Genomic DNA, 17,530 nt, shown 5'->3' on the forward strand with positions numbered 1-17,530 from the left:
GGCCATGAGCACCGTCGAGGCGTCCGCACCCGGGTCCGGCGAGCCGGCCCCCGGCCCTCCCGAGGAGGTACGGGCATGAACGCGCCCGCCTACACCGCCGGCCACGGCCTGTTGAAGGGCCGCACGGCTGTGATCACCGCCGCCGCCGGAGCCGGCATCGGCGGCGCGACGGCCCGGCGCTTCCTGGAGGAGGGCGCCCGCATCGTCATCGGCGACGCCCACGCCCGCCGCCTGAAGGAGGCCGAGGAGGCCCTCGTCGCCGAGTTCGGCGCGGACCGCGTCGCCTCCCTGACCTGCGACGTCACCGACGAGGAGCAGGTGCGGGCCCTGTTCGCGCTCGCCGGGCAGGTCCACGGCGGCCTCGACGTCGTCGTCAACAACGCCGGCCTCGGCGGCACCGCCGCCCTCGTCGACATGACGGACGACCAGTGGTCCCGCGTCCTCGACGTCACCCTGGGCGGCACCTTCCGCTGCACCCGCGCCGCCCTGCGCTCCCTGCGGGAGTCCGGCCGGGGCGGAGTCATCGTCAACAACGCCTCCGTCCTGGGCTGGCGCGCGCAGAAGGGCCAGGCCCACTACGCCGCCGCGAAGGCCGGGGTGATGGCGCTGACCCGGTGCGCGGCGCTGGAGGCGGCCGAGTTCGGCGTACGGGTCAACGCGGTCGCCCCGAGCCTGGCCCTGCACCCCCACCTGGCGAAGGTCACCAGCGGGGAGCTGCTCGCCGAACTGACCGCCCGCGAGGCCTTCGGCCGCCACGCCGAACCCTGGGAGGTCGCCAACGTCATCGTCTTCCTGGCCAGCGGCTACTCCTCGTACATGACGGGGGAGACCGTGTCGGTCAGCAGCCAGCACGCCTAGGGACGCGGCCCGCGCCCAGGGGATACGGCCGCAGAATGGGGCCGTGCCAACGAACAAGCCGACAGCCAAGAAGAAGCCGCAGGTGACCGTGGTGCCCGAGCGCCGCCGCGAACTGCTCGACACCGCCGCCGAGGTCTTCGCGGCCCAGGGCTACAACGCCACCACCGTCCGCAAGATCGCCGACGCCGCCGGAATGCTTGCCGGCAGCCTCTACTACCACTTCGATTCCAAGGAGTCGATGCTCGACGAGATCCTCTCCGCCTTCCTGAACGAGCTGTGGCAGGGGTACGACGGCGTCCTCGCCGCCGGACTCGGCCCCAGGGAGACCATCGAGGCCCTCGTCACCGAGTCCTTCCGGGAGATCGACCGGCACCGCGCCGCCGTCGCCATCTACCAGAAGGAGGCGCGCACCCTCTCCGCACAGCCCCGCTTCCGGTACCTCTCCGACTCCCAGCAGAAGTTCGAGAAGGCCTGGCTGGGGACGCTGGAGCGGGGGGTCGCGGCCGAGGTCTTCCGGGCCGACCTCGACGTACGCCTCACCTACCGCTTCGTGCGCGACACGGTGTGGGTGGCCGCGTCCTGGTACCGGCCCGGCGGACAGCACAGCCCCGAGGAGATCGCCCGGCAGTACCTGTCGATGGTGCTGGACGGGATCGCCCTGCGTACGCGGTGACGCAACCGATCAGAGGAGTTCCGATGCCCGAGGCCTACATAGTCGACGCGGTGCGTACCCCGGTGGGGCGGCGCGCGGGCGGCCTTTCGGCGGTCCACCCGGCCGATCTGGGCGCGCACGTGCTGAAGGCGCTGGTCGAGCGGTCGGGCGTGGACCCGGCCGCCGTGGAGGACGTGGTGTTCGGCTGCCTCGACACCGTCGGGCCGCAGGCGGGCGACATCGCGCGGACGGCGTGGCTGGCGGCGGGCCTGCCGGAGGAGGTGCCGGGGGTCACCGTGGACCGCCAGTGCGGCTCCTCGCAGCAGGCCGTGCACTTCGCGGCGCAGGGCGTGCTCTCGGGCACCCAGGACCTGGTCGTCGCGGGCGGCACCCAGAACATGTCGATGGTCCCGATCGCCTTCGCCTCGCGGCAGGCGGCGCAGCCGCTGGGCCTCACGGAGGGCCCGTACGCCGGATCGGCGGGCTGGCGGGCGCGGTACGGCGACGCCCCGGTCAACCAGTTCCACGGCGCGCAGCTGATCGCCGACAAGTGGGGCATCTCGCGCCGGGACATGGAGGAGTACGCGCTCCGCTCGCACCGGCGGGCGCTGCGGGCGATCGACGAGGGCCGGTTCGACCGCGAGACGGTGGCGTACCGGGGCGTGGCGGCGGACGAGGGCCCGCGCCGGGACACCAGCCTGGAGAAGATGGCCGCCCTGAGGCCGGTGGTCGAGGGCGGCACCATCACCGCGGCGGTCTCCTCCCAGGTCTCGGACGGCGCCGCGGCGATGCTGATCGCCTCCGAGCGGGCCGTACGGGAGCACGGGCTGCGGCCGCGAGCCCGCATCCACCACCTGTCCGTACGGGGCGAGGACCCGATCCGGATGCTGTCGGCCCCGATCCCGGCGACCGCGTACGCCCTGAAGAAGACCGGCATGTCGCTCGCCGACATCGACCTGGTGGAGATCAACGAGGCCTTCGCCCCGGTGGTGCTGGCCTGGCTGAAGGAGACGGGCGCCGACCCGGAGCGGGTCAACGTCAACGGCGGCGCGATCGCCCTGGGCCACCCGCTGGGCGCCACCGGCGTCAAGCTGATGACCACCCTCCTGCACGAGCTGGAGCGCACGGGCGGCCGCTTCGGGCTCCAGACGATGTGCGAGGGCGGCGGCCAGGCCAACGTGACGATCATCGAGCGGCTGTAGCGACCCGCGACCCGCGACCGCCGCGACCGCCTCGGCGGGCTCCGGCGACGGCCCGGCCGAGGGTCCGCGTGCCCCCGCCGCACCCCCCGGGGAGTGAATTTTTCGGCCGGGTCCGCGGGAGCGGAACCGCCCGGAACCCTTGCGGTACCGGGCGGGCGGGGGCGCAGCGCCCGGACGAAGGGCGCAGGTCACACCCTCGCGGGCGCACGCACCGGTGGAGGTGTGCTAGCTTAGAGCTCGTTGCAGTTGTGGTACCCATGAACTTTATGTGCGCCTGACGGGATTGCTCCGACAGGCGCTTCATTTGTTTTTACCGGAGTCTCCGGATGGGGCCCTTGCCGCCTATTCAGGAGATTCAAAATGGCACTTGGCACCGTGAAGTGGTTCAACTCGGAAAAGGGCTTCGGCTTCATCGAGCAGGACGGTGGCGGCCCGGACGTCTTCGCCCACTACTCGAACATCGCCACCCAGGGCTTCCGTGAGCTCCAGGAGGGCCAGCGCGTGTCCTTCGACGTCACCCAGGGCCAGAAGGGCCCCCAGGCGGAGAACATCCTCCCCGCCAACTGACGTCATCAGCATGCCGGGGTCCGCACCGCAAGGTGCGGACCCCGGCTTGTCTGCTGTTTCGACTGTTTGTTTTACCTGCCGGTTTCAGGAGGGCGTTTTCCGCATGACCAGCTCCAGCTCCGCACGACCCAGCCGCCGCCCCACCCGGGGCCGAGGTGCGGCCCAGGGACGTCCGAAGACTGGCGCGGGACGGCAGAAGTCCGCCCCCGTGGCCAGGCCCCAGGAATTCACCATGCCCGAACCGCTGACCCCGGCGCTCCCGCCGGTCGAGGCGTTCGAGGACATGGACATGCCCGAGGCGCTGCTGAAGACCCTCGCCGCCCAGGGCGTCACCTCGCCGTTCCCGATCCAGGCCGCCACGCTGCCGAACTCGCTGGTCGGCCGTGACCTGCTCGGCCGCGGCCGCACCGGCTCCGGCAAGACGCTGGCCTTCGGCCTGGCGCTGCTGGCCCGTACCGCGGGCCGCCGAGCGGAGCCCAAGTCCCCGCTCGCGCTGGTCCTCGTACCCACCCGTGAGCTCGCGCAGCAGGTGACCGACGCGCTGACCCCGTACGCCACGGCCGTCAACCTGCGCATCGCCACCGTCGTCGGCGGCATGTCGATCAACCGGCAGTCGGGCGCCCTGCGCCGCGGCTCCGAGGTGCTCGTCGCCACCCCCGGCCGTCTGAAGGACCTCATCGACCGCGGTGACGCCGACCTCTCGCAGGTCGCCATCACCGTCCTCGACGAAGCCGACCAGATGACCGACATGGGCTTCATGCCGCAGGTCACCGCGCTGCTGAAGCAGGTCCGGGCCGACGGCCAGCGGATGCTGTTCTCGGCGACGCTGGACAAGAACATCGACAAGCTCGTCAAGATGTTCCTCACCGACCCGGTCGGCCACTCCGTGGACCCCTCGGCCGGCGCCGTCACCACCATGGAGCACCACGTCCTGTACGTCCTGGACGAGACCGACAAGAAGGCCGTGGCGACGCGCATAGCCGCTCGCGACGGCCGGGTGATCATGTTCGTGGACACCAAGCGGGGTGTCGACCGCATGGTCAAGAAGCTCCTGGCCGACGGCGTCCGCGCCTCCGGCCTGCACGGCGGGCGCTCGCAGCCGCAGCGCAACCGCACCCTGGACTGGTTCAAGACGGGCGAGGTCACCGCGCTGGTGGCCACGAACGTCGCCGCGCGCGGCATCCACATCGACGACCTCGACCTCGTCGTGAACGTGGACCCGCCGAGCGACCACAAGGACTACCTGCACCGCGGCGGCCGCACCGCCCGCGCGGGCGAGTCCGGCAGCGTGGTCACCCTGGTCCTGCCCGACCAGAAGCGGGACATGACCCGGCTGATGTCGGACGCCGGGATCTCCCCGCGCACCGCGCAGATCAGGTCCTCCGACGAGGAGCTGGCCCGGCTGACCGGCGCCAAGGAGCCCTCGGGCGTCCCCGTGGTGCTGGACGTCCCGCAGCCCACCCCGCCGCGGCAGCGCTCCGCGTCCAAGCCGGCCGCGGGCAACGGCGCCGGCGGTGGCGCTCGCCGCCGCTCGGGCGCTCCGCGCACCGGAGCGGGCGCCGCCTCGGGCGCGGCGCCGGCCGCCGGCGGACGCGCACGCCGTTCCGGCGGCGCCACCGGCCAGGCTCCGGCCGCCGGGGCGGGCCAGGCCCGGCGCGGCCAGGGCGCTCAGGGCGCGGGCACCGGCGGCTCCGGCGAGCGCGGCCGGCGTACCGGCACCGGCGCTTCCGGCGGTGCGGCGGCGGCTTCGGCCCGCAGCCGGGTGGGTGGCCCGGGCCAGGCCCGGCGCCGGTCCGCCTGACCCCCGCGGCACCCGTACGAACCCCGGACGCCGGGCAGCGCACGCGCGCTGCCCGGCGTCCTGCCGTTCCGGGGCGACCGGCGCCGGTCAGCGGACCATCGTGGCCTGGAGCTTCGCCACCGTCCGCAGGTCCAGGCCCAGGCCCTGCGTCAGATAGCCGTAGAAGCTGCCGTAGTCGGCCTCCAGCTGCGCCGTCGCCGCGTCCAGATAGTCCCTGCGGACCTCCTGGAGCGGGATCAGCAGGTCCGGGTTCTGCATACGGCCGGACTGCTTGAGGACCGCCCGCAGCTGGGCGTCGTAGGCGGCGCGGAAGGTGTTGGACGCCAGGTAGTCGCCCTCGGCGGCCGCCTCGGGGACGGCCAGCGCGCGCAGCAGGACGTAACTCGTCCACCCCGTCCGGTCCTTGCCGGAGGTGCAGTGGTAGAGCAGCGGCCCCTGCCTGCCGTCGGCGATCTCCCGCAGGGTGGCCGCGAACTGCGCCCGGTTCTCGGGGCTGGTCACGAAGGTGCGGTAGATGTCGCGCATGTAGGACTCGGCGCGGCCGCCGCCGAGCATCTGCTCCTGCTTGACCGGGTCGCCGCTGCCGATCGCGCCGACGAGGGTGGCGTAGAGGCCGAGGTCGCTGACCGGGCGCGCGGTGGCCGTGAGCCCGGCCGGCAGCCGGTCGGCGCCGTCGTACTGGACCTCCATGGGGAGGCGGAAGTCGACGACCTTCCTGAGGCCCAGGCCGGAGACGGCGGTGAGGTCCGCGGCGGTCAGCCTGCCCAGGGCGTCGGACCGGTAGACCAACCCCTGGCGGACCCGGCCGCCGGTGTACGTGCGGTAGCCGCCGACGTCGCGGACGTTGACGGCTCCCTGGAGGGGGATCTGGCGGATCGGCTCCGCCCCGTGGTGCGGGGCGGAGCCGATCCCGGCTGCGGGGGGCGCCGCCGCGTGAGCGGGGGCGGCGGTGGTGGCGAAGGGCAGGGCGAAGGCGAGCACCGCGGTCGCCAGGCGGATTCGGGCACGGCTCATCTGGTGCGACTCCTGTGACGGAGAAGGGGATCACCCTGGTGGTGGCAGGGTGCCGTGCGGGTGCGGGGCCGCGGGTGTTGGCGCGGGCGCGGTCGTGGGCGCGGTCGGGGCGGGTGCCGGCGGGGGGTGGGCGCCGTGCAGTCGCTCCAGCACGGCGTGTGCCTCGGCCATGACGCGCTCCACGAGCTCCGCGCAGCTGGGGAGGTCGTCGATCACCCCCGCGACCTGGCCCGACGCCATGACGCCGAGGTCCGTCCGGCCCTCGACCATGGACGCCTTCAGGAGCATGGGGGTGTTCGCGGCGAGCAGGACCTGGCTCCAGGACAGCTCCTTGCCGTGTCTCATCGCCAGCCCGTCCCGCACCATCGCGGACCATGACAGCCCGGAGACCTTCCGGAAGCCCGCCGCGTGCCGGACCGCCCGGAGCAGCGCCCCGGTGCGGCCCGCCCGCTCCAGGGACTCCACCAGCCCGGTGCGGAGCATGCGGTGGGGCAGGCCGTCGACGGCCGTGGTGACGGTGACATCCCTGACCGAGGCCTTGAGGTACTCGGCCTTGACGGCGTCCGGGACGGTGGAGTCGGCGGTCAGCAGGAAGCGGGTGCCCATGGCGATGCCCGCGGCTCCGTACGCCAGCGCCGCGACCAGCCCGCGGCCGTCCGCGAAGCCGCCCGCCGCGACGACCGGGATGTCCACGGCGTCCACGACCTGGGGGAGCAGTACGGTCGTGGCCACCTCGCCGGTGTGCCCGCCGCCCTCGCCGCCCTGCACGATCACCGCGTCGGCGCCCCAGGCCGCCACCTTCTCGGCGTGCCGGCGGGCTCCGACCGAGGGGATCACGACCACCCCCGCGTCCTTGAGCCGCGCGATCAGCTCCCGGGAGGGCGCGAGGGCGAAGGAGGCGACCCGGACCCCCTCGTCGATGATCAGCCGGACGCGCTCGGGTGCGTCCCCCGCGTCCGCGCGCAGGTTGACCCCGAAGGGGGTCCCCTCCCGGGTACGGGACTTGACCTCGCGGACCGCCGACCGCAACTGGTCGAGGGTCATCGTCGCCGAGGCCAGGATGCCCAGTGCCCCCGCGTCGGCCGCGCCCGACACCAGGCGCGGTCCGGCCACCCAGCCCATGCCCGTCTGCACGATCGGGTACCGGACACCGACCAGCTCGGTGAACGCCGTCTCCACCGGATCAGCCCCGCACTTCCCGGTCGCGCAGCCCCCCGGGGTCGATGACCTCGCGGACGAGCCGCAGCTCCTCGGCGGTCGGCTCCCTGGTGTACGGGACCTCCTCGGCGGCGGCCAGCTCGAAACCGGTGGCCGCCCGGACCTGTTCCACCGTGACCCCCGGGTGCACGGACACCAGGCGCATGGCGTGACCGGGGCCGGAGAAGTCGAAGACGCCGAGATCGCTGACCACCCGGGGCAGGCGGTGGTAGCGGGTGGCCGAGGGGCCGGCCGCCGCGGCGCGGTCGTGGCCCACCCCGCTGACCATGTCCACGTGCGCGACGAACACCCGGGGGGAATGCCTCGGGACCCAGTAACTCACCGGATTGTTCAAGGTGTTGACGGGCGCACCGCGCACGCCGAGGAGCTGGCGGGCCGGCCGCTCCCAGTCGCCGATGCAGGAGATGTTCTGGTTGCCGAAGCGGTCGATCTGGCTGGCGCCCATCATCACGTGCCGCCTGCCGCCGGTGACCATCGTCAGGTGGCGGCGGTACGGCAGCCACCCCTCGGCCGTGCCGTCCAGCCCGACGAGCATCGCCTCGCCGTCGGTCAGCAGCAGGTCCGGGGAGAACGTCCGCTTGGCCAGGCGCGCGCCGAAGGAGGGGATCAGGCCCATCGGGCTGGCGAGCACCTCGCCGTCGCCGCGCCAGGCCTCGGCGCAGGCGATCACGCAGTACTCGGCGCGGGTGGTGGTCGGGGCGGTCACTGCTGCTCCTCGTGCCAGGTCCGGACGGCCGACTGGTAGGCGTGCTCGCTCCCGCCGGAGAGGAAGCGGGCGCTGAACTCCGGCCAGGGGGTGGTCGCGTACAGCCTCTGGAAGGCCTCGTCGCGGTCGTGGTCGGGGACGCAGGAGGTGAAGTGGGCGCCGTTCGGGGCCTCGACGACCCCGGTGACCGAGTGCCGGCTGACCAGGAGGGACTGCACGGGGCCCGCCTTGGCGAGCTCGGCGGTCTCGACGAGCTGCTCGCAGGAGACGTAGGCGGTGTCGGCGGCCTCGCAGAAGAGGTCGTCGAAGTACGGGTCCGGGCCCAGGTACTGGCCGTTGCCGAGGCGGTCGGCGCGGTTGAGGTGGACCAGGGCGGCGTCCAGGCGCAGGGCGGGGACGGCGACCAGCTCCTCGCCGTCCTCGTAGGGGGAGGTGACGGTCCGCAGCCCGGGGTTGACCCGCATCACGTCGGAGCCGAGGCCGGCCCGGACGGGGAGGAAGGGCAGCCGGTTCGCGGCGGCGTGCAGGCCCCACATGAACATGGCCTCGTCCAGCTCGGTGAGGGCGAAGGCGGCGCGCTCGCGGGCCGCCCGGAAGTGCGGCTCCAGCGGGATCGAGTCGAGGGTGGCGAAGGGGGCGACGAGCCGGCGGATGCGGCCCGCGGCGGCCAGCAGGCCCACGTCGGGCCCGCCGTACGCGACCACGGTGAGATCGGTGATCTCGGAACGGAGCAGCGCTCGCACGAGGGCCATGGGCTTGCGCCGCGAGCCCCAGCCGCCGATGCCGAGCGTCATCCCGCTGCGCAGCCGGCCGACCACCTCTTCGGGGGTCATGGTCTTGTCGGTCACGAGTCTCCTTCCTTCCCGAAGGTGTCGCGGACCCGGTCGGCCACCCCGCTGAGGTTGGCCTCGAAGGTGAAGCCCTGCTCGAAGCGGTAGCTGCGGCGCACGTCGACCGGGTCGATGCCGTTGATGGCGGCCTTGGCCAGCCGGATCAGGCAGCCGTCCTTCCTCGCGATCTCGGCGGCCAGTTCCAGGGCGGCGGCCCGCAGCCCCTCGCGCGGCACCACCCGCCAGACCGAGCCATGGGCGTGCAGCTCGGCGGCGGTCGCGGTGCGCGAGGTGTAGTAGAGGGTGCGCATCAGGTGCTGGGGGACCAGGCGGGCCAGGTGGGTGGCGGCGCCGAGCGCGCCCCGGTCGAGCTCCGGCAGGCCGAAGACGGCGTCGTCGGAGGCGACGATCGCGTCGGCGTTGCCCACGAGGCCGATGCCGCCGCCCAGGCAGAAGCCGTGCACCGCCGCGACCACCGGCACCTCGCACTCGTACACGGCGGCGAAGGCCTCGTAACAGCCCCGGTTCGCGCCGATGAGGGAGGTGTGGCCGCGGTCGCGCTGCATCTCCTTGATGTCCACGCCGGCGTTGAAGCCGCGGCCCTCGGCGGCGAGCACCACACAGCGGACCCCGGGGTCGCGGCCGGCCGCGCGCAGGGCGTCCGCGAGGTCGTACCAGCCCTGCACGGGCAGTGCGTTGACGGGCGGGAAGTCGACGGTGACGAGCGAGATGCCCTTGTCCGGGCTTGCGGTGGAGACACCCATGAGCGGATCAGCTACCTTTCCACCAAACATTTGTTAGGTGAGGAAGGTAGCAGCCGATGGAGCTCGACGGGAGGGTCGTGGTCGTCACCGGGGGAACCCGGGGCGTCGGCGCCGGGATCGCCGAATCGTTCCTGGCGGCCGGCGCGGAGGTCGTCGTCTGCGCACGCCGGCCGCCGGAGCGGCCGGTGGCCGCAGGCGGCCGCGCGGCCGTGTTCACCGCGGTCGACCTGCGCGATCCGGCCGCCGTACGGGCCTTCTTCGCGGCGGTCGCGCAGCGGTACGGGCGGCTCGACTGCCTGGTCAACAACGCGGGCGGGACGCCGTACCGGCTGCTGGGCGAAGGTGCGGCCGAGCGCCACGCGCGGGTCGTGGAGCTGAACCTGGTGGCGCCGATGACGGCGTCGCTCGCCGCGTACCCGTGGCTGCGGGAGGGCCGGGGCTCGGTGGTGATGATCGGCAGCGTCAGCGGCACCCGGCCCTCGCCGGGCACGGCCGCCTACGGGGCGGCGAAGGCGGGGCTGGAGAACCTGGCCCGGTCCATGGCCGTGGAGTGGGCCCCCGAGGTACGGGTCAACTCGCTCGTCCTGGGCATGGTGCGGACCGAGCTGTCGCACCTGCACTACGGGGACGCGGCGGGGGTCGCGGCGGTGGGGGCGACCGTACCGCTGGGGCGGCTGGCGGAGCCCTCGGACGTGGGGGAGGCGGCGGTGTTCCTGGCCTCGGGGCGGGCCGGGTACGTGAGCGGGGCGAGCCTGCTGGTGCACGGGGGCGGGGAGCGCCCGGCGTTTCTGGATGCGGCAACGGTCAACAAGGAGGCGTGACATGGGACTTGCCGATGGACGGGTGGTCATCGTGACGGGTGCGGGGCGGGGGCTGGGACGGTCCCACGCGCTGGCCTTCGCGGCGGAGGGGGCGAAGGTCGTCGTGAACGACCTGGGGGTGGGGCTGGACGGGCACCCGGGGCCGGACAGCCCGGCGGCCCGGGTCGTGGCGGAGATCGAGGCGCTGGGCGGGGAGGCGGTGGCGCACGGCGGGGACGTGGCGACGGCCGAGGGGGCCGCCTCGTTGATCGACTGTGCCGTCTCCGGCTTCGGCCGGCTGGACACGCTGGTCAACAACGCCGGCTTCCTGCGCGACCGGATGCTGGTCAACCTGGACGAGGACGACTGGGACGCGGTGGTGCGGGTCCACCTCAAGGGGCACTTCCTGCCGTTGAAGCACGCCGCCGCGTGGTGGCGGGCGGAGGCCGGGGCGGGCCGGCGGACGGCGGCCCGGGTCGTCAACACCTCCTCGGGCGCAGGGCTGTCGGGGTCGGTGGGACAGGGCAACTACAGTGCGGCGAAGGCGGGCATCCTGGGGCTGACGCTGGTGTCGGCAGCGGAGTTGGGCCGGTACGGCGTCCAGGTCAACGCCATCGCCCCGGCGGCCCGGACCCGGATGACGGAGCGGACCTTCGCCGAGGCCATGGCGGCACCGGAGGAGGGCGGCTTCGACGCGATGGCGCCGGAGAACGTGTCCCCGCTGGTGGTGTGGCTGGGCTCGGACGCCTCGGCGGGGGTGACGGGCCGGGTCTTCGAGGCGGAGGGCGGCCGCATCACGGTCATGGAGGGCTGGCGCCCGGGCCCGAGCGCCGACCGGGGGGCGCGGCTGAGCCCGTCGGAGGCGGGGGAGGCGGCGGCGAAGCTCCTGGCGACCGCGCAGCCGCCACGCCCCGCATACGGCGCCCGGTAGCCGCCCGGGCCGGCCCTGGGCCGCCCCGCCTCCGGGCGGCCCCGGCCCACGACCGCCCCGCCTCCGGCCGGCCCGTCGGCCCGGCCGCTCGGGCCCGGGGAGCCTCCCCCGGGCGGTCCCGGCCGGCCCGGCCTCGGCCGTGCGGCAGACGGCCCGCATCCGGCGGCCCCTCGCGGCGCCCCGGCCGGTCCGGAGGCGGCCCGCATCCCGCCGGGGCGGGCCCGGCGGCCGGGGCTCGGCCGGTTTGCGGCGGACCCGCACCGGGCGGCTCGGGGCCCGGCGAGCCCGTCCAGTGGGAGCGGGCCCCGGCGGGCGGCGGGGTTCTGGACATCCTGGGAGGGACGGGGGAGGCGCCGCCGGGGCCGTGGTGGGGGAGGCGCGCAGCTGGGCGGCCGTCGCCGGCGGAGGCGGACTCGCGGGTTCCGGCCAGGGGCGGGCGTCGGGGGCCGGGGCGGAGCCGTTGTCCGGTACGCGACCCTGTCGGCGCCCCCCGCCCGTGATGGCATGTCCATGCCCATACCGCATCCGGTTCCAACGGACGGAGTACCAGGACATGTTCATCCGCAGACTGGCCCTCGGGGCCGCGGCCCTCACCCTGGCGGCCGTGGCCGCCCCCGCACCCGCCCAGGCGGACGCCCCCTCCGCACCGCCCGGCAGGGTCACCGTGGAGGTGGTCGGAGCCAACGGCTCCGGCTGTCCCCAGGGGACCACCGAGGTGGCCGCGGCCCCCGACAACACCGCCTTCACCGTCACCTACAGCGACTACCTCGCCCAGACCGGCGCGGGCTCCGGCGGCACCGACTTCCGCAAGAACTGCCAGCTCGCCCTCCAGGTCCACGTGCCGCAGGGGTTCACGTACGCCATCGCCCGCGCCGACTACCGCGGCTTCGCCAGCCTCCAGCGCGGGGCACTCGGCCAGCAGCGGGCCGGCTACTACTTCCAGGGCGCCTCGCAGACCGCCCGGACGACCCACCAGTTCGGCGGTCCGTACACGGACAACTGGCAGGCGAGCGACCAGACCGGATACACCGACCTGGTCTGGGCCCCCTGCGGAGAGGTCCGCAACCTGAACGTCAACACCGAACTGCGGGTCTACCCCGGCTCGTCGAGCCCCCAGACCCTCAGCTTCATGAGCATGGACTCGACGGACGGGAGCGTCAGCACGGTCTACCACTTCGAGTGGAAGCACTGTCCGGCCGCCTGACCGCGCGCACGCAGAAGGAGTGACAACGATGTCGCGTTCCCTGTCCCGCACCCTGCTCACCGGATGCGCGGCCGTAGCCCTGACGGCCGCCACCGCCCTCACCGCCAGCGCCACCGCCACCCCCGCGCGGGCGGCGGCGGGCCCCGTCCGCGGCCCGATCACCGCCCCGCCGGACAAGATCGTGATCGAACTCGCCACCGTGAACGGCTCCGGATGCCGCGAGGGCACCGCCGAGGTCGCCGTGGCCCCCGACAACACTGCCTTCACCGTCACCTACAGCGAGTACACGGCCCAGGTCGGCCCCGGCGCGCCGCCCACCGGCTTCCGCAAGAACTGCCAGCTCAACCTGCGCGTCCACGTGCCGAACGGCTTCACCTACGCGATCGTCCAGGCCGACTACCGCGGCTTCGCCTACCTCCAGCCCGGGGCCTTCGGCCAGGAGAAGGCCAGCTACTACTTCCAGGGCATGCCGCAGACATCCCAGCGCACCCACCACTTCAACGGCCCGCTGAACGACAACTGGCAGACCACCGACCGGACCGAGTACGCCGACCTCGTCTGGGCCCCCTGCGGCGAGAAGCGCAACTTCAACATCAACACCGAACTGCGCGTCAACGCCGGCACCTCCAGCCCCACCGCCACCAGCTTCATGGCGATGGACTCCACCGATGCCAGCGTCAGCACCCTCTACCACCTCGCCTGGCAGGTCTGTCCCGCTCCGCGTCCGTAGCCGGACGCGACCGCCGCGACGCGGGGCGAGGGGGTGCGGGGCCGCCGTGCGACGGGCCCCGCACCCCCTCTGCCGCCGGGCGCGGGCATGCCCGGAAACAGGACGGGCCCGGCCCCCTGGCGAGGGGTCGGGTCCGGGTCCTGCGGTGGTGCGATGGGGTATGTGTACCCGCTCCGCACCCCCGCTGAACCGCGGTCGGCCCATCTGTTCCCACGGGCCCGGACCGAGGCGGGCGACGGCCGCGGCCCGGGCGCCCGCAGGCCCCGGAGGGGCGTGTTCCGGCCCCCGGCCGCGGGCACACCGCCCGGGGCGGGAGGTCCGGAGGCCGACCCCGCCGCGTACGGACCGAGCCGCCTGCGACCGCGCCGTCTGCGACCGCGCCGCCTGCGGGCCGCCGGTCAGGAGAGCTTGCCGCCGTAGTCCGGCAGCTTGACGGTGCGTTCGGCGTGGCCGCCGACGAGGTCGCTGTCCTTGTTGCCGATGTTGGCGATGATGGTGTGGCCGCGCGCCTCGATCTCGGCGCGCTTGCCCGTCTTGTAGGCACTGACCTCCTCGAACAGGTCGGGCAGGTCGCGGACGTAGAGGCCCGAGACCGGGTAGCCGACGGCCTTGAGGTTGCGCTCGGTCAGGGACTGGATGATCCCCGGGCGGGCGGTGACGAAGAAGATCGCGACCCCGCGCTCGTCCGCGTACCGGGTCAGGTCGCGGACCTTGGTGATAGCGGGGGTCGGGAAGGTCCAGAACCAGTGGAAGTCCGTCTCCAGTGAGGAGTTGTCGATGTCGAGGACGATCGCGGGCTTCTCGCCGGCGGGCGAGGCGGCGATCCGCTGCTCGATGGCGGGCCGCGCCGCGTCGATGACCGCGGCGACGTCCCGCTGCCAGGTGCCGTAGTCGATGCCGAGGATCGCCGCGTTCCCGCCGGGGGCGGAGGCGGTGACGGCCGCCGTGACGGCGGCGGGAGCGGCGGCGGGAGCGGCGGTGGGAGCCGGGGCCGCTTCCGCGGTGGCCGGAACCAGCGTCAGGACGGCGGCGGCCGCAGCCGCCGCGGCGGCGACGGAACGGGACGTGCGGGTACGGCGGATGCTGCGCATGGGGGGCGCTCCTCGGTCGTCTTGGCATGTACGCGACCAGGCTCCGGGATGCTTCCGTCCATGTCTACTGTCCGGTAAGTAACTTCTCGTGGACGGGTGCTTTCTCCCGGGTGATCATCCGGTGGGGCGCGCCCCACACCGGCGGATGTCAAGGGAGCGGACGCCCCCGACGGCGCCGCCGGGCCTCACGTGGCGCACTCCAGCACCGTGCGGCACAGCCCGCACCGCGCCCGGAGCGGCCCGGCCACCGGAAGCCGGAGCCGCTGGTGGCAGACCGGGCAGGGGAAGGTCACTCGCATCCCGGCGCCCCGCCCCTCGAAGCGGTACTGCGCCCCGCGCCCGGAGGGCGCCCCGGCGCGCCGGTCCCGGGCGTAGCGCAGGCGGGCGGCGGGGCCCGCGGCCGCGAGGGGGGCCCGGCGGTGGTCCCGGTCCGCCAGTGCGCGGCCGCGCACGTACGCCTCGTACGCCCGCGGGCTGGTGAACCACGCCGAGGGGTCCTCGCCGAGGAGCCGGCCGCGCTGGGCGAGGACGTAGCCGAACTCCTCCGGGGTGAGGTAGCCGAACTTCTGGTGGGTGAGCCGGTCCTCCCGGTAGGCGTCGAGCAGCAGCCAGCCCGCCCCGAGGTAGACGGCGGCGGTGTCGGTGAGGATCTCGTCGTCGGCGGTGGCGGGGAACCGCAGGCCCAGACGGTGCAGCAGGACGTGGGCGACCTCGTGGGAGAGCGCTGCGCCCAGGTCCTCCCGGTGGGTGCGGAAGCGGTCGTTGACCTCGACGAAGTACTCGGGCCCCGCGGCCAGTTCCACGGTCGCCGCCTCCTGCATCGGCCGGAAGGCGACCACCATGCGGGCGTCGGGCAGGCGCAGCGCCCGGACCACCGCCGAGGCCACCCGCTGGGCGCCGAGGTGCAGGTCGTCGCCGGGGCCGAAGGCCGCGTCGGCGGGGGCGAGGGGGGTGTCGTAGGCGCGGATGCCGTCGGGGGAGAGCCGGCGGAAGAGCGCGGTGACCGAGGCGCGGACGGTCTCCAGGTGTGGAAATCCGTGCTCGACCGGCCCGGTGGGCCTGCCCTTCTGTGTCATCGGGTCCCCCTCGCCGCAATCCCTGCCGCCGGGGGCGGCAGTTGGCCAAAAATGCGTTCTTGATGTCGGCCATCCCCGTGATGTGTCATGGACCCGTCATTCACCCGATGACACGCACGGCCCAACCCCCCACGAAAGGCAGTGTGTTGAGCGTGAGCACTCTTGTCCGCTTCATGAAGCGCACCCTCGCCGTCGGTGCGGTCGCCCTCGCCGCCGTCAGCCTCCAACCCGCCAACGCCGGCGCCTCTCCGGCCCCCGTCGTCGGCGGGACCCGCGCCGCCCAAGGCGAATTCCCGTTCATGGTGCGCCTGTCCATGGGATGCGGGGGAGCCCTCTACACCCAGCAGATAGTCCTCACCGCCGCCCACTGTGTGAACGGCTCCGGCAACAACACCTCCATCACCGCCACCGCCGGAGTCGTCGACCTCAACAGCGCCGGCGCCATCAAGGTCAAGTCCACCAAGGTCCTCCAGGCCCCCGGCTACAACGGCACGGGCAAGGACTGGGCCCTGATCAAGCTCGCCCAACCCATCAACCTGCCCACCCTCAAGATCGCCGAGACCAAGGCCTACGACAGCGGCACCTTCACCGTCGCCGGATGGGGGGCCACCCGCGAGGGCGGCGCCCAGCAGCGGTACCTGATGAAAGCCACCGTGCCCTTCGTCTCCGACGCCAGCTGCAAGAGCGCGTACGGCAACGAGCTCGTGCCCTCCGAGGAGATCTGCGCCGGCTACAACCAGGGCGGCGTCGACACCTGCCAGGGCGACTCCGGCGGCCCGATGTTCCGCCGCGACAACGCCAACGCCTGGATCCAGGTCGGCATCGTCAGCTGGGGTCAGGGCTGTGCCCGCCCCGGCTACCCCGGCGTCTACACCGAGGTCTCGACCTTCGCCGCAGCGATCAAGAGCGCGGCGGCCGGCTTGTAGTCCCGGACCGTCCTTCCGGCCGGGATCGATCCGGCCGGAAGGACGACGCGCCGTCCCCCCGCCGTCCGTGGGCTCGGCCGGAGCACCGCGGGGCCGGGACGCCGCCGCCCCCGGCCCGCGAGAGCCTGCCCACAGCCCGCCGTGCGGTTGCGGGCCGCCGCACGCACCGGTCCCATGGGAGGGAGTCGGCAGCGGCGGGTGACAGTGGGGCAGGTGGCGCATGGCGATCAGAGTGGTCATCGCGGACGACCAGGAGATGGTCAGGACCGGCTTCCGGATGATCCTCGAAAGCCAGCCCGACATCGAGGTCGTCGCCGACGTCGTGGACGGCGAAGCGGCCCTCGCGGCCGTGGCCGAGCACCGTCCGGACGTACTCCTCCTCGACATCCGCATGCCGAAGCTCGACGGGCTGGAAGTCACCCGGCGCCTCTCCGGCCGGGACCGTCGTCCGCGCATCGTCATCGTCACCACCTTCGACCTCGACGAGTACGTCCACGCGGCGCTCCACGGCGGAGCGTCCGGCTTCCTCCTCAAGGACGCGAGCCCGGCCATGCTGGTTGAAGCCGTACGGGCGGCAGCCGTCGGTGACGCGCTCGTCTCGCCCGCCATCACGGTGCGGCTGCTGCGCGAGATGGCCCCCCGCACTCCGCCCGCGCCTCCCGCCCGCACCCCGGCCGAGCCGCTGACCGACCGGGAACGCGAGGTCGTGCTGTGCCTCGCGCGCGGCCAGACCAACGCCGAGATCGCGGGCACGCTGTTCGTCTCCCTCTCCACGGTCAAGACCCACCTGGCGAACGTCCAGGCCAAACTGGACGCCCGCAACCGCGTCGAGATCGCCGCCTGGGCCTGGGAAAGCGGCCTGGCCGCCGGCCCGGCGTGACGAGGGGCCCCGCCGGCCGGCCCGGTGCGACGCCGGGGTCCGGGGGCCGGTCCGGTGTGACGGCGGGGTCCGTGGGCCGGTGCGGTGCCACGCCGGCGCCCGTCGGTGGGCCCGGTGTGACGCGGGGACCTGTCTCGGACGGTCCGCGGTGATGCCGGGGCGCGGCGGCCGGCCCGGTGTGACGGCGGGGTCCGGGGGCCGGTCCGGTGTGACGCCCGGGTTCGGCGGCCGGTCCGGGGGCGGAGTCCGGGCCGCGGCGCCCGTGCGCCCCGGCGGGGAC

18 protein-coding genes are annotated in these 17,530 nt (G+C 74.0%); 11 read left to right on the plus strand and 7 right to left on the minus strand.

Going from position 1 to position 17,530, the window contains the following annotated elements:
- The first annotated feature begins 75 nt into the window (after positions 1–75).
- From ACFWU6_RS08160 to ACFWU6_RS08180, 5 genes are all read left to right on the plus strand, one after another.
- The gene (locus ACFWU6_RS08160) at positions 76–858 is read left to right on the plus strand and encodes an SDR family oxidoreductase (RefSeq protein ID WP_383979343.1); all 783 of its coding nucleotides are present in this window, start codon (positions 76–78) and stop codon (positions 856–858) included.
- A gap of 43 nt (positions 859–901) precedes the next feature.
- Positions 902–1,531 carry a TetR/AcrR family transcriptional regulator gene (locus ACFWU6_RS08165; protein ID WP_383810816.1) on the plus strand — a complete coding sequence of 210 codons (630 nt, stop codon included), beginning with the start codon at positions 902–904 and terminating at the stop codon, positions 1,529–1,531.
- 23 nt (positions 1,532–1,554) lie between these two features.
- Positions 1,555–2,712, plus strand: coding sequence for an acetyl-CoA C-acetyltransferase (locus ACFWU6_RS08170; protein WP_383810819.1), 1,158 nt, complete (start codon positions 1,555–1,557; stop codon positions 2,710–2,712).
- Between the two features lie 360 nt (positions 2,713–3,072).
- Positions 3,073–3,279: a cold-shock protein gene (locus ACFWU6_RS08175; protein WP_030707191.1), complete on the plus strand. Its 207-nt coding sequence runs from the start codon at positions 3,073–3,075 to the stop codon at positions 3,277–3,279.
- Positions 3,280–3,382: 103 nt separating this feature from the next.
- Positions 3,383–5,080, plus strand: a complete 1,698-nt coding sequence (locus ACFWU6_RS08180) for a DEAD/DEAH box helicase (RefSeq protein ID WP_383979346.1) — start codon at positions 3,383–3,385, stop codon at positions 5,078–5,080.
- An 87-nt stretch (positions 5,081–5,167) separates the two neighbouring features.
- Here ACFWU6_RS08180 and ACFWU6_RS08185 read toward each other — a convergent pair whose 3' ends face one another.
- The 5 genes from ACFWU6_RS08185 to ACFWU6_RS08205 are packed head-to-tail and all read right to left on the minus strand — an operon-like array spanning position 5,168 to position 9,612.
- Positions 5,168–6,094 carry a tyrosine-protein phosphatase gene (locus ACFWU6_RS08185; protein WP_383979349.1) on the minus strand — a complete coding sequence of 309 codons (927 nt, stop codon included), beginning with the start codon at positions 6,092–6,094 and terminating at the stop codon, positions 5,168–5,170.
- 30 nt (positions 6,095–6,124) lie between these two features.
- A complete protein-coding gene (locus ACFWU6_RS08190; protein ID WP_383979352.1) occupies positions 6,125–7,273 on the minus strand; it encodes an NAD(P)H-dependent flavin oxidoreductase in 1,149 nt (382 codons plus the stop codon).
- Positions 7,274–7,277: 4 nt separating this feature from the next.
- Positions 7,278–8,018 (minus strand): CoA-transferase subunit beta, encoded by a 741-nt coding sequence (locus tag ACFWU6_RS08195; RefSeq protein ID WP_383979355.1) that lies wholly within the window; start codon positions 8,016–8,018, stop codon positions 7,278–7,280.
- Entirely contained in the window at positions 8,015–8,866 is an 852-nt protein-coding gene (locus tag ACFWU6_RS08200; protein ID WP_383800423.1) for a CoA transferase subunit A, read from the minus strand. Before ACFWU6_RS08200 ends, ACFWU6_RS08195 begins: the two co-directional genes overlap by 4 nt.
- Positions 8,863–9,612 (minus strand): enoyl-CoA hydratase family protein, encoded by a 750-nt coding sequence (locus ACFWU6_RS08205; RefSeq protein WP_383800426.1) that lies wholly within the window; start codon positions 9,610–9,612, stop codon positions 8,863–8,865. The genes ACFWU6_RS08200 and ACFWU6_RS08205 overlap by 4 nt, the downstream gene beginning before the upstream one ends.
- Positions 9,613–9,668: 56 nt before the next feature.
- Between ACFWU6_RS08205 and ACFWU6_RS08210 the strand changes: the two genes are divergently transcribed.
- The 4 genes from ACFWU6_RS08210 to ACFWU6_RS08225 all read left to right on the plus strand — a co-directional run bounded on the left by ACFWU6_RS08210 (position 9,669) and on the right by ACFWU6_RS08225 (position 13,277).
- Entirely contained in the window at positions 9,669–10,433 is a 765-nt protein-coding gene (locus ACFWU6_RS08210) for an SDR family oxidoreductase (protein ID WP_383979358.1), read from the plus strand.
- Position 10,434: 1 nt separating this feature from the next.
- Positions 10,435–11,343, plus strand: coding sequence for an SDR family oxidoreductase (locus ACFWU6_RS08215; protein WP_383979361.1), 909 nt, complete (start codon positions 10,435–10,437; stop codon positions 11,341–11,343).
- A 553-nt stretch (positions 11,344–11,896) separates the two neighbouring features.
- The gene (locus ACFWU6_RS08220) at positions 11,897–12,547 is read left to right on the plus strand and encodes a DUF4360 domain-containing protein (RefSeq protein ID WP_383800435.1); all 651 of its coding nucleotides are present in this window, start codon (positions 11,897–11,899) and stop codon (positions 12,545–12,547) included.
- A 28-nt stretch (positions 12,548–12,575) separates the two neighbouring features.
- Positions 12,576–13,277: a DUF4360 domain-containing protein gene (locus tag ACFWU6_RS08225; RefSeq protein ID WP_383979364.1), complete on the plus strand. Its 702-nt coding sequence runs from the start codon at positions 12,576–12,578 to the stop codon at positions 13,275–13,277.
- Positions 13,278–13,675: 398 nt separating this feature from the next.
- Here the strand turns inward: ACFWU6_RS08225 and ACFWU6_RS08230 are convergent, their stop codons facing one another.
- Complete coding sequence (locus tag ACFWU6_RS08230) at positions 13,676–14,368, minus strand: HAD family acid phosphatase (RefSeq protein WP_383979367.1); 693 nt, start codon at positions 14,366–14,368, stop codon at positions 13,676–13,678.
- 185 nt (positions 14,369–14,553) lie between these two features.
- Positions 14,554–15,444 (minus strand): hypothetical protein, encoded by an 891-nt coding sequence (locus tag ACFWU6_RS08235; protein ID WP_383979370.1) that lies wholly within the window; start codon positions 15,442–15,444, stop codon positions 14,554–14,556.
- Between the two features lie 173 nt (positions 15,445–15,617).
- Here ACFWU6_RS08235 and ACFWU6_RS08240 point away from each other — a divergent pair, with 173 nt between their 5' ends.
- A complete protein-coding gene (locus tag ACFWU6_RS08240) occupies positions 15,618–16,370 on the plus strand; it encodes a serine protease (RefSeq protein WP_383800622.1) in 753 nt (250 codons plus the stop codon).
- Between the two features lie 220 nt (positions 16,371–16,590).
- Positions 16,591–17,250 (plus strand): response regulator, encoded by a 660-nt coding sequence (locus ACFWU6_RS08245; protein ID WP_383979373.1) that lies wholly within the window; start codon positions 16,591–16,593, stop codon positions 17,248–17,250.
- Positions 17,251–17,530: the final 280 nt, after the last annotated feature.

Origin of the sequence: Streptomyces sp. NPDC058674, from assembly GCF_042716505.1 — a bacterium.
Classification (GTDB): Bacteria; Actinomycetota; Actinomycetes; order Streptomycetales; family Streptomycetaceae; genus Streptomyces.